14 protein-coding genes are annotated in these 11,740 nt (G+C 50.0%); 1 reads left to right on the forward strand and 13 read right to left on the reverse strand.

Annotation, left to right across the window (positions count from 1 at the left end; genetic code table 11):
• The 13 genes from Q0R37_RS03510 to spoIID form a co-directional block, all read right to left on the reverse strand.
• Window positions 1-217 (reverse strand): ATP synthase F0 subunit B (locus Q0R37_RS03510; RefSeq protein WP_294751274.1); only part of this gene is annotated, 217 nt, incomplete at its 3' end.
• 29 nt (window positions 218-246) lie between these two features.
• The gene (gene atpE, locus Q0R37_RS03515; RefSeq protein ID WP_294751457.1) at window positions 247-468 is read right to left on the reverse strand and encodes an ATP synthase F0 subunit C; all 222 of its coding nucleotides are present in this window, start codon (window positions 466-468) and stop codon (window positions 247-249) included.
• Window positions 469-487: 19 nt separating this feature from the next.
• Window positions 488-709, reverse strand: coding sequence for an ATP synthase F0 subunit C (atpE, locus tag Q0R37_RS03520; protein WP_294751457.1), 222 nt, complete (start codon window positions 707-709; stop codon window positions 488-490).
• Between the two features lie 22 nt (window positions 710-731).
• Window positions 732-1,394 (reverse strand): F0F1 ATP synthase subunit A, encoded by a 663-nt coding sequence (locus Q0R37_RS03525; protein ID WP_294751277.1) that lies wholly within the window; start codon window positions 1,392-1,394, stop codon window positions 732-734.
• A 210-nt stretch (window positions 1,395-1,604) separates the two neighbouring features.
• A complete protein-coding gene (locus tag Q0R37_RS03530) occupies window positions 1,605-1,940 on the reverse strand; it encodes a hypothetical protein (RefSeq protein ID WP_294751280.1) in 336 nt (111 codons plus the stop codon).
• 25 nt (window positions 1,941-1,965) lie between these two features.
• A complete protein-coding gene (locus tag Q0R37_RS03535; protein WP_294751284.1) occupies window positions 1,966-2,934 on the reverse strand; it encodes a GDP-mannose 4,6-dehydratase in 969 nt (322 codons plus the stop codon).
• Between the two features lie 22 nt (window positions 2,935-2,956).
• Complete coding sequence (locus Q0R37_RS03540) at window positions 2,957-4,078, reverse strand: glycosyltransferase (protein WP_294751287.1); 1,122 nt, start codon at window positions 4,076-4,078, stop codon at window positions 2,957-2,959.
• The gene (locus Q0R37_RS03545; RefSeq protein WP_294751290.1) at window positions 4,075-5,223 is read right to left on the reverse strand and encodes a glycosyltransferase family 1 protein; all 1,149 of its coding nucleotides are present in this window, start codon (window positions 5,221-5,223) and stop codon (window positions 4,075-4,077) included. The genes Q0R37_RS03540 and Q0R37_RS03545 overlap by 4 nt, the downstream gene beginning before the upstream one ends.
• 9 nt (window positions 5,224-5,232) lie before the next feature.
• Entirely contained in the window at window positions 5,233-5,532 is a 300-nt protein-coding gene (locus tag Q0R37_RS03550) for a hypothetical protein (protein ID WP_294751293.1), read from the reverse strand.
• 2 nt (window positions 5,533-5,534) lie between these two features.
• Complete coding sequence (gene gmd / locus Q0R37_RS03555) at window positions 5,535-6,572, reverse strand: GDP-mannose 4,6-dehydratase (protein ID WP_294751296.1); 1,038 nt, start codon at window positions 6,570-6,572, stop codon at window positions 5,535-5,537.
• Between the two features lie 37 nt (window positions 6,573-6,609).
• The gene (locus tag Q0R37_RS03560; protein WP_294751299.1) at window positions 6,610-7,674 is read right to left on the reverse strand and encodes a mannose-1-phosphate guanylyltransferase; all 1,065 of its coding nucleotides are present in this window, start codon (window positions 7,672-7,674) and stop codon (window positions 6,610-6,612) included.
• Window positions 7,671-9,056: an exopolysaccharide biosynthesis polyprenyl glycosylphosphotransferase gene (locus tag Q0R37_RS03565; RefSeq protein WP_294751302.1), complete on the reverse strand. Its 1,386-nt coding sequence runs from the start codon at window positions 9,054-9,056 to the stop codon at window positions 7,671-7,673. Before Q0R37_RS03565 ends, Q0R37_RS03560 begins: the two co-directional genes overlap by 4 nt.
• A 177-nt stretch (window positions 9,057-9,233) precedes the next feature.
• On the reverse strand, window positions 9,234-10,253 hold the full coding sequence (spoIID, locus tag Q0R37_RS03570) for a stage II sporulation protein D (protein ID WP_294751305.1): 1,020 nt from the start codon (window positions 10,251-10,253) through the stop codon (window positions 9,234-9,236).
• Between the two features lie 123 nt (window positions 10,254-10,376).
• Here spoIID and Q0R37_RS03575 point away from each other — a divergent pair, with 123 nt between their 5' ends.
• Complete coding sequence (locus Q0R37_RS03575; protein ID WP_294751460.1) at window positions 10,377-11,735, forward strand: citrate synthase; 1,359 nt, start codon at window positions 10,377-10,379, stop codon at window positions 11,733-11,735.
• The last annotated feature ends 5 nt before the right edge of the window (window positions 11,736-11,740 follow it).

Below are 11,740 nucleotides of genomic sequence, written 5' to 3' on the forward strand. Positions count from 1 at the left end.
TTTCCTTAGCCTCGCTGATAGAGTCCTCATACTGCTGACGGAGCTCCTCAGCCTCTGTTTTCGCCTTTTCGGCGGAATCAAGGTTATCCTGTACGATACGGGTACGCTCGTCCCTGATCTTGTTCAAGGGCTTGAAAAGGAATATCCTCAGGAGCACAAACAGTATCAGGACGTTGGCAACAGCCTCGAAAATGCTCCAGAATTCAAATTTAAGCATTATATGCCCTCCTTAGGTTTAGTTGCTCATTATGCTTTGCCTATTATCATTATCGCAATAACAAAACCGTAGATAGCGGTAGCCTCTGCGAGAGCACAGCCAAGCAGGAGAGCTGTTCTGATGTCGCCCTTAGCCTCGGGCTGACGGGCGATGGATTCCGTAGCCTTAGCAGTAGCGATACCTATTCCTATACCTGCGCCTGCACCCGTAAGAACGGCGATAGCGGCGCCAAGTGCGATGAGTCCCATAATAATATCCTCCCTGTATGTATTATGCTTTGCCGATTATCATGATAGCAATAACGAAACCGTAGATAGCGGTAGCCTCTGCGAGGGCACAGCCAAGCAGGAGAGCTGTTCTGATGTCGCCCTTAGCCTCGGGCTGACGGGCTATAGATTCCGTAGCCTTGGCAGTAGCGATGCCTATGCCTATACCTGCGCCTGCACCCGTAAGAACGGCGATAGCAGCGCCAAGTGCGATGAGTCCCATAATTTATACCTCCGTGAAGTTGAGTTTATTCTTCCTCTATGGCTTCCGCCATATAAAGAGAAGTAAGGAATACGAATACATAAGCCTGAAGAAGTCCGTCGAAAATATCGAAGTAAGCGCTTGCGATGACGGGTACGCCTATTGCGGCGATACCTTTTTTTACAAGCTCCATAACGACGAAGGCTCCGAGGACGTTACCGAAAAGTCGCATACAAAGCGACAGCGGTCTTGTCACAAGATCAAGCAGATTTATAGGGTTAAGAAAGCTCTTTAGCCATTTGAGCGGACCCTTTTCTATTATGAATGACAGCTGGACAAAGATTATAGCTATGCCTGCCAGAGCTGCCGTGACGTTTACGTCCTTTGTGGGCGGAACGAAGCCGAACAGACCTATGATATTGGCAAAGGCTATGTAGATTATCAGCGTCTCAAGGAAAGGCAGATACTTCTTTCCCTTGTGTCCGAGTATCCCCGTGAAGAAATTATCCAGCCAGTCCATTATGCTCTCGAGTATGCACTGAGAGCCCGTAGGCACTTTCTTAAGTCTGTGTGTGAGTATTATGGAAAGGATGACTAAGGCGCCCATTATTATCCATGTGACCACACATGATTCGGCAACAGGTATCCCACCGAAAATGGGTATGGTAAAAGCGGTCTTGGCTTCCAGCTCTTCCATAAGATCCTCCATTATAGCACCTTCTTTCTGTTAGTGTTTTCGCTGAAATAGTAAAACGGAGACTGCAATTGCACAAATCTCCGTTGATCGAGTCTTGAAAGGGTACAGATATGCGTCCGCAGGACTTTTCTCTTCGGGGCATCTGCTGTCCGCTTAATATATAATATAACAAAAAAGGTCTGATGTCAAGAGTTTGAGAAAAAAATTAACACATCAGAGTACTTATTTCCCGTCGCCCTCCGAGAGCTTTATGGCGCGGTCAAGGCGTTCTATGGCTCCCGAGTTGAGTTTTTCGGCAAGGCGTATGCGGTCGAGCTCCTTTTTGAAGGCTGTGAGCTCGTCGGCTATGCGGCGCATGACCTCCGCGGTCTTTACCTGCTGATCCTCAAGGACGCACACTCTTTTTATCAGGTCGTTTATATTTGCGGCAAGTAGCTCGTTGGCGTTATTCTGCCTGTCGCCGAATTCGGTCAGCTTTTCTCCCGCCTTCAGGGTACTTATCTTTTCATGTCCGCTGAATGTAAGCATTCTGTCTTTTGTCAGCTTCATATCAGACATTTTGTTCACTCCTTATCTTTGTGGCTTAATTGCTGTTTCCCAGTGACAAGCCGTAAGCCATGAGCTTCTCTCTCCAGAAGTTCAGGGTATCCTCGATGGTCTGCTCCATGCTTATCTCCGCACGCCAGCCCGTATCCGCAAGGATACGCGAAACATCAGGCTCTATGAGAGGTATGTCCGAAGCTCTCATACGGTCGGGATCCTGCTTTACCTCTATGGAGCACTTTGCAAAGGACAGGGCTGTATCAAGGATAAACTGTATATTTACGGCTTTTCCTCTGCCGATATTGTATACAGTGCCGCTCTTTCCTTTTTCACCGAGAAGCCTGTAGGCTCTCACAACGTCGCGGACGTCGGTGAAATCGCGCTTGGCGGAGAGATTTCCCACACTGATAACGGGCTCTCTTATACCCTTTTCTATCTCCGCTATCTGCCTGCAGAAGTCGGAGATGACGAATATCTCGCTCTGACGGGGGCCCGAGTGGTTGAAGGCGCGTACCATGATGATGTCCATTTTGTAGGCGCGGGCGTATATCTCGCCCAGCATTCCCTGACACGCCTTTGTTGCGGCGTAGATATTTCCGGGATTGAGCGGTTCGGACTCGGAAAGGGGACAGGCTCCCTCGCGGATATAGCCGTATTCCTCACCCGAGCCTATGAGGAGCACTCTTGTGTCCTTTTTTTCGGCTTCGCGCAGGGCTTCAAGGACGTTTATGGTTCCAACAACATTTATTTCCGCTGTGAGCTGAGGTCTTTTCCATGATACGGAAACGGAGCTCTGAGCGGCAAGATGATAAACGATATCGGGGACAGTTTCGCCGAGTATCTGCGATATCTCGTCCTTTTTCATGATATCCAGCCTGTGGATATGACATTCTTCCTTTATTTCTTCATTCGGCAGACAAGTTGCGTGGACCTCCCAGCCTGCGGAGCTGAGCTCGCGTATGAGATAGCCTCCCACAAAGCCTGCTGCACCAATTATCAATGCTTTCAAGTGTCTGCCCTCCGTTTTTGTGTTATTTCAGTATATCATAAAGCTCTTTCAGTATATTCTTTTCGTTGAAGCTGCTCTGTACTCTCTCGGCGGCAGCCTTTCCGTACTTTTCGCGGAGCTCCCTGTTCTCTGCAAGGGTATTTATCGCCTTTGCAAGAGCTTTAGGGTCCGACGGCGGCACGGTGATGCCTGTTTTTCCGTTGAGACTCACGTAGGGTACTCCCGACCTGAGAGCCGTATTTATGACGGGCTTGCCGTATATCATGGCTTCAAGCTGCACGATGCCGAAAGCTTCGCTTGTAGCTACGGACGGAAGTACGAATATATCGCAGTCGGCATAAGCCTGCCTCAGCTGTTCGTCGGGAAGAAATCCGAGAAAATGTACCCTGTCTCCCATATTGCGGGTCGAAACGAAGTGTTTCAGCTTGTCGCCGAGGTCACCCGTGCCTGCAATGAAAAGCTCGCAGCCCTTTACGCTTTCAAAGGCTTTCAGCAGGACTTCCACGCCCTTGTAATAGACGAGCCTGCCTGTGAAAAAGACCTTTATGCTGCTTTTGTCGGCAGCCTTTTCCGTAAGAAAGGGAACGCGCTCTACGGAGAGGTAGTCCTCGGGGACTATGCCGTAGGGCAGCACCCTGCATTTGCTCCTGAATTCGGGAAGATAGAGGGAGTGCTTTACGTGTCCCTCCGTAGCTGTGAGTATAACGTCAGCCCTTTTCAGAAGATAGCGCATGAAGGGTTTGTAGAATATCATCAGCTTCTTCTGCTTTACGATGTCGCTGTGCCATGAAACTGCCACCTTACCTTTGAAGCCCGACAGCATGAGTGCCGCGTCCGCAAGGGGGAACGGTACATGGATATGGACAACATCGGCTTTCTTAGCCATTTTTCTCAGGTAAACGAAGAACGAAAGGGAGATGGGACATTTGAAATACGTGCCGAAGCTTCCTGCACGGGTTATGTCCACGCCGCATATCTTCTCGCGGATAGTTCTGCCTCGTCCGTCGCGGCATACAAGCGTTTTTACACTTACACCGTCAAGTCTGCCGAGCTCCTCGGAGTACTGCCTTATAAGGGTCTCTATGCCGCCGATATGCGGGAAATAAGCCTTGTTCACTTCAAGTATGTTAAGCTTTTTCTTCATTTTGCAAGCTCCCTGTATACTTCCATGAGCATCTCCGCCGAGCGCTTCCATGTGAAGCCCTGTGCGCGCTGAAGTCCCTTTCGGCTCAGCTCTTTGCGGAGCTCCTCACTGCTGTAGAGCCTGTACATACCCTCGGCTATGCTTTTTGTATCGTAAGCGTCGCATATCACGGCGCAGTCGCCTGTGACCTCGGGGAGAGATGCCTCCCCCGAAGAAAGTACGGGAACTCCGCAGGCCATAGCCTCGAGCGGAGGCATACCGAAGCCCTCGTAAAGGGACGGGAATACAAATGCAAGTGCGCCGCACATGAGAGGATTCATGTCCTCGGACGGTACGTATTTCGTGAATATCACGTTCTCTTTCATGCCGAGCTTTTCAACGCGGCTGTATATCCCCTGATCGAGCCAGCCCTTTCCGCCTGCCAGCACCAGCTTCGGAGAGCTGCTGCCCACCTTTTTAACAAAGGCGGCATATGCCGTGATAAGGCGTTCAAGGTTCTTTCGGGGCTCGATAGTACCCACGTAGAGGAAGTAATCCCCCTCTATTTCAAGGGACTTCTTTACCTCGGGGATACGCTCGGGGTCATCGCAGGGGTGAAAGCGTTCAAGATCAACTCCGCAGGGAACTACCCTTATCCTGCTCTCATGCTGCGGAAAGTACTTTATTATCTCTTTTTTTGAGAATTCCGAGTCGGTAACGATAAGGTCTGCGCGCTTCATTGAGCGTTTCAGACCTATATCGAGCATATATTTCGTTCTGCCCCTTACCGTGTCGGGGAAGGATTTGTACACCATATCATGGACGGTGACTACCTTTTTTCCGTGTACGAAGGGGGGAACGATGTAGTTGAAAAAATGGGTGATATCGGACTTCCTGCCGAAGAAAAACGAATAGGGAACAGGCAGGAAGGTGCTGACAGCTCTGTAGACAAAGCCCGAAAATCCCGAAGTATTGAGCTTTATGTGCTTGCCTGCGAATTTCTGCACACGCTTCACGCGCTCCTTGTCACCGCTTGTGAAGAAGCTGTATTCGTATTTGTTTTCGGGATAAAGCTCTGCAAGGTTCTGCGTCTGACCAAGCTCGCACCAGCCTATACCCGTCATTTTTTCGCTGCATATGGGTACAGCGTCGAAGGTTATCTTCATATTTACCTCTCAGAGCATGACTTTATTTGCTATTTTCCTTTCAAGCTCAGCAATAAGGATGTCCGTCTGACTTACGGAAAAGCCATTGGCGGGAATGAACAGCAGCTTCGCCTTCCTCAGCGGCATATGCCTTATCTTGAGAAGCTGTGCGTTTATAGCTGCGTCGGATATCATCATTTTGTCGATCTCGGCGATAAGACAGCGATAGGCGTCTATCTTGGCGAGAACGTCCTTTTTGACATAGCCGCCGTTCTCGCTTTTAAGTGTGCCGGGCTCGGACATAATGGGATCGTCTAACAGGTTGCTCATACTCAGCCTGTGATGCTCTTTATTTTTATCTCCTTCTCAACGAGAGCGAGGTCGTTCTTTACCATGCGTTCAACCAGCTGTGAGAAGTCGATCTCGCGCTTCCAGCCGAGAGCCTTTTCAGCCTTTGAGGGGTCTCCGAGGAGTATATCAACCTCTGCGGGGCGGAAGAACTTCTTGTTGACCTTTACAATGGTCTTGCCGTTTGCCTTGTTTATGCCGATCTCGTCAACGCCTGTGCCCTTCCACTCGATGTCGATGCCGACGTGGCCGAAAGCAGTCTCAACGAATTCGCGGACAGTTCTTGTCTCGTTGGTAGCTATTACATAGTCGTCGGGCTTGTCCTGCTGGAGCATGAGCCACATAGCCTTGACATAGTCCTTTGAGTGGCCCCAGTCGCGCTTTGAGTCCATATTTCCCAGCTCTACACAGTCCTGTACGCCAAGCTTGATACGTGCGACTGCGTCTGTTATCTTACGTGTAACGAACTCTATTCCTCTGCGCTCGGACTCGTGGTTGAAGAGTATTCCCGAGCAGGCGAAGAGGTTGTAGCTTTCGCGGTAGTTCTTTGTTATCCAGTGGCCGTAGAGCTTTGCAACTCCGTATGGGCTTCTGGGATAGAAGGGAGTAGTCTCCTTCTGAGGTATCTCCTGTACAAGTCCGAACATTTCCGATGTGGAAGCCTGATAGAAGCGAGCCCCGGGCTTTACGGTGCGGATAGCCTCCAGCATATTCGTAACACCTATAGCGTCGATGTCTGCTGTGCCGAGGGGAGTATCCCAGCTTGTTGCAACGAATGACTGTGCGGCAAGGTTGTATACCTCGTCAGCCTGTGATATCTTCATTGCGGAAATAAGTGAGATAGGGTCGGTCATATCCGCGTAGATAAGAGTTACCTTGTCCTTGAGGTGAGCGATGTTGCCGTAATCGGCAGTAGCCTTTCTTCTCCAGATACCGTATACATTGTAGCCCTTTTCGAGAAGGAGCTCTGCAAGGTATGAGCCGTCCTGACCTGTTATTCCTGTGATAAGTGCGTTCTTCATTAGTTTTTACTCCTTTTTATATCATTTCGCCTGCATATCAGACGAACTCGTTTCTGTTCTGTTCCTTGAGCTGTGCTATGACCTTTTTGACGTCCTGAGTGTTGTTCTTAGAGCATACAAGGAGCACATCGTCGGTATCGACGATGATTATGTCTCTTGTGCCGATAGCGGCGATAAGGCGCTTGCCTCCGCATATGGTGGTGCGCTGTGTATCGACTGTGACAACGTCGCCGTCGATATAATTCTTGTCGTCGTCGGTCTCGTTTATGCGCTCAACAGCGAGCCAGCTTCCAACATCGTCCCAGCCGAAGCTTCCCGGGATAGTGTAGATGTGCTTTGCCTTTTCCATAATGCCGAAGTCTATGGACTCGCTCCTGAAAGCTGTGAATTCCTTAACAAGGACTTCGCTGAATTCAGGTGTGCCGAATGCCTGTCCTATACGGAGGGCTCCCTCGTAAATATCAGGCATGAAGGTCTTGATATTGAGCATTACGGAGGAAATCTTCCATACGAACATACCACTGTTCCAGAGGTACTTGCCCGAAGCAAGATATTCCTTTGCGGTAGGGAGGTCGGGCTTCTCAACGAAGCGCTCTACTGAGTATACGTCCTCCTTTGCCTCACCGAAGTTGATATAGCCGTAGCCTGTTTCGGGATATTCGGGAGTGATGCCTATAGTCACAAGGCGCTTGCCGCTCTCGGCAGCCTTGATAGCCTTTTTCAGCGTGTTTATGTATATATCCTCGTAGCCGATGAGGTGATCCGAGGGGAGCACCAGCATTACGGCGTCCTCGTACTTCCTGTTTATCACAGCGGCTGCAAATGCGATACAGGGGGCTGTGTTCCTTGCACAGGGTTCAAGGAGAACATTCTCCTTCGGTATATCGGGGAGCTGGCCGAATACGAGCTCCTTGTAGGCGGCGTTTGTGACGATGTAGATGTCCTCGTTCTCGACAAGAGGTCTGAGGCGCTTTACGGTCTTCTGTATCATGGTCTCTCCGTCCTTTGTGAGGGAGAGGAACTGCTTCGGGTTAGTGTTTCGGCTCTTCGGCCAGAAACGCTCACCGCGGCCGCCTGCCATGATGACTGCTGTTATTTTCATTTTGCGTTTTCCTTCCTTTCTGTGTTCTTCGGCATGATGAGTGCTTCTGCTGTTTCTGCATTATTCTTTGGCGGGAAGAACATCGTTTTAAGTGTCATTAGTATTATCTGAAGATCAAGTCGTATTGAGTAATTCTCGATATACATAAGATCCATTTTCAGCTTGTCGTAGGGAGTGGTGTCGTAAGCTCCCGTTACCTGTGCATAGCCCGTAAGTCCCGCCTTGACTTTAAGGCGGAATTCAAATTCGGGCATTTCCTCCTCGTACTCCTTTGTGAGCTCGGGTCTCTCGGGACGCGGGCCTACAACGGACATATCGCCCCTGAGTATATTGAAGAGCTGCGGGAACTCGTCCACGCGGAATTTCCTGAGCACCTTTCCAACGGGAGTTATCCTGTCGTCCTCTTCCGTTGCGAGACGGGGCTTGCCGTCCTTTTCCGCGTCAACTATCATGCTGCGGAACTTGTAAACGTAGAATTCTTTGCCGTTGAGGGTAAGTCGCTTCTGCTTGTAGAATACGGGACCGCGGTCGTAAAGCTTTACTGCCAGCGCCGATATTATCATGAACGGAGCGGCGGGTATGAGGGCTATCACCGAGAACAGTACGTCAAAGGTGCGCTTTACGAGCTGCTGCTCGAAATCGAGGCCGTAATTGCGGCAGAGCATGAGAGGTGTATCGAACAGACGGATATCGTCTGCGCCTCTTATTATAATATCCGAAACCTTTGGGGCTATATACGCGCGTTTCGAGTGTGCAAAGCAGAATTTGAGATAGTCGTTTCGCTGCTCTGCGGGGATATCGCAGACTATAGCACCCTCGTATTTCATTATGAGTTCCTTTACCTTTTCGGCGGGCTCGTTTATGCTTATGGACTCGCATATCATGTACTTGTCCACGCGCTGGCTCATTTTCAGCACAAGCGACGCCGCACGGTGGCTTCCGTAGATGATGACCAGCTTTCGGGGCGGGTATATCATGAAGTACAGCTTTCCCGTAAGCAGTGTCCACAGCGCCAGTATGCCCAGATCCATGCAGGACATGAGCACTATCGGCATCGCGGGCATGAAGTGTCTGCCGATAAGGCTTATAAGGAAGTACGAGACCGTATTCACGCACAGCATGGATATCATCTGTGCATAGAACATATCGGTCTTTTTCAGGTAGCCCAGCTTAAGACCGCCGTAGGCTCTGAAAAACAGCCATACTATCAGGCAGTAGATAGCGATGAGCACCCAGTTTCCTCGTCTGTAGTACGGGAGAACTATTTCCGCACTGTAATTCCTGTACCATACAAAGGCAAAAAGCCCTGTTATCATGGCAAGAAGCAGGACTCCCGATATAAAGGTAACAAATCTTTTATAAAGGTCTTTATTTTTTTTCATGATCCTTTTCCGTTGCCGAGACGGACGATGTCTCCTTCTTGATTCGTTTTGTTTTTCTTCTATTGTGCCGCAAATAACGACACAAAATAATTATAGCAAATCATCATGGTTATGTCAATATCAATTGACATATTCGGCAAAAAATGGAAAGTGATTATTGCGCTTTGCACAAAAATGTCAGCCCTCGGATATGATGCAGTTCGGGTAGTAATGTTCGATTATCTCCCGCCAGCTCTTGCCCTCGGCAGCCATGGCGTTCGCGCCGTACTGGCTCATGCCTACGCCGTGTCCGAAGCCCTTTGTGGTTATTTCCGCTTCATCTCCGTATATGCTGACCTCGAAGCTTGCGGAGCGCAGTCCGAGGGCGTCCCTTATCTCGCCGCCCGATGCGGCAGTATCACCGACGGAAGCGGTAAGGACTGTTCCCGCGTCGGAAACGGTCAGCACCCTGAGCCATTCCTTCATATCACTGCCCAGCTCTGCTTCGGGAAAAGCGGCTTCAAGGGCGGTTTTCAGCTCATCACGGCTGAATTTCACCTTTTCTCGGAAATGGGGAGCTGTCATGTCCGAACGGCTGTCCACCTCCACAAGATAGTCCACGGGAGCTCCCCATGCGTTCTCGGCGCTCTCCGTGAAGCCTCCCGACATGGAGTGGAAAGCGGCGATGATAGGTGCGTTCTCGTAGGTGATTATGCAGGGGAGGACTTCGTCAACGGCAGAGGCTATCTTTGCGTAATTCTCGTCAAATTTATCTCCGAAGCACTCCCTTGCGCGTTCGGTCGTGAAATAGCCCTGATATTTTGAGGTATCGTTGGAGAAATCCGCACCTTTCAGCTCACCGTTGGGGGAGCTTCTTTCGCTTATGCGGCGGCGCTCGGCGTAGGTATGGGCTGCCACAGCCTGTGCTTTCAGGGCTTCTATGCCGAAATTCGCAGGCATTTCCGCGCATACTGCGCCTATGACGTAATCGCGGACGGGTACTTCGAGGACCTTTCCGCTGTAAATGTCGAGTACCTTGTAGGGCTCGGGGTCATAGACTGTAGTACTGTCCGTGTCCTCACTGTCGAAAATGTATTCTTCAAGCTTTACGGTGCTGTTCCCGGAGCTGTCTGCTTTTCCCGATATACACGCGGGAACTGCGGGTATTACCAGTACCGAAAGAATGAGCAGCAGAGCTGCTGCGGCGTTTTTTCTCATACTTATTCTCCTTGTCTGCTGATCTCCGATCTGTGACGGCTCCCTGTAAATAAGAAAATGTTTGACATTAAATAATAAATGGTGTATAATTAATAATGAATATGTTTTAGGAGAGTGATCATGATGCCGTCATTTATTTCGGGCGCTAACATTACAGATTTATGCAGCAGGTTAGCGGATAATACCGCAATAGATCCAAAGCTTTATGAAAAATATCATGTGAAGAGAGGACTCCGCAACAGCGACGGTACAGGCGTAATGGCGGGTATTACCAATATATGCAACGTCCACGGCTATGTTATGAACGAGGGCGAAAGAGAACCTATCCCCGGACAGCTCATATACAGAGGCTATAATATAAACGACCTTGTTGAGAATGTTGAAAAGGACGACCGCTTCGGCTATGAGGAAACTGCTTTCCTTCTGCTCTTCGGCCATCTGCCCAACGTAAAGGAGCTCAAGACCTTCAGCTCATACATATCCGTCAAGAGAGACCTGCCAAACGGCTTCGTTGAGGATATGATACTCAAGGCTCCGTCAAAGAACATCATGAACAAGCTTGCACGTTCGGTGCTGGCTCTGTATTCCTACGACGACGAGTGCGAGAACAAGGGACTTGAAAACGAAATGCGTACCGCGGTGAGCCTTATCGCCAAAATGCCTGTCATCATGGCGAACGCTTATCAGGTTAAGCGCAGGGTATTCGACAACCAGAGCATGATAATGCATCCCATAAATTATGAGGAAAACACGGCGCAGTGCATACTTTCGCTGCTCCGCCCCGACAGGAAGTACACCAAGGACGAGGCACAGATGCTTGACCGCCTCCTCATGCTGCAGGCAGAGCACGGCGGCGGCAATAACTCAACATTTACCTGCCGTGTACTCACTTCCTCGGGAACAGATCCCTATTCCGCTTATTCCTCGGCTATATGCTCACTGAAGGGCCCCCGTCACGGCGGCGCTAATCTTCAGGTAATAAATATGCTGGACAACTTCAAGGCGAACATAAAGAACTGGGAGGACGAAGGAGAAGTCGCTGACTATATGCGTAAGACCATACTCAAAGAGACAAACGACCACTCGGGTCTTATCTACGGTATGGGCCACGCTGTATACACTATCTCCGACCCCCGTGCCATGATACTCAAAAAGAAAGCCTTCGAGCTTGCAAAGGGCAAGGACATAGAAGCGGAATTCCGCCTCCTCGAGACTATCGAGCGCCTTACTCCCGAGATATTCAGGGAAATGAAGGGCAGCACAAAGGTAATGTGCGCGAATGTGGATATGTATTCGGGACTCGTATACAGGATGCTGGGTATCCCCGACGAGCTGTTCACTCCGCTGTTCGCCATTGCGCGTATGGCAGGCTGGGCTGCACACCGTATGGAAGAGATACTCACGGGCGGAAGGATAATCCGTCCCGCTTACAAGGCGATCGCAAAGGAAAAGGAATACGTAAAGCTCTCCGAGCGCGAATGAGCCGC

Source organism: uncultured Ruminococcus sp. (genome assembly GCF_946415235.1).
Classification (GTDB): Bacteria; Bacillota; Clostridia; order Oscillospirales; family Ruminococcaceae; genus Ruminococcus.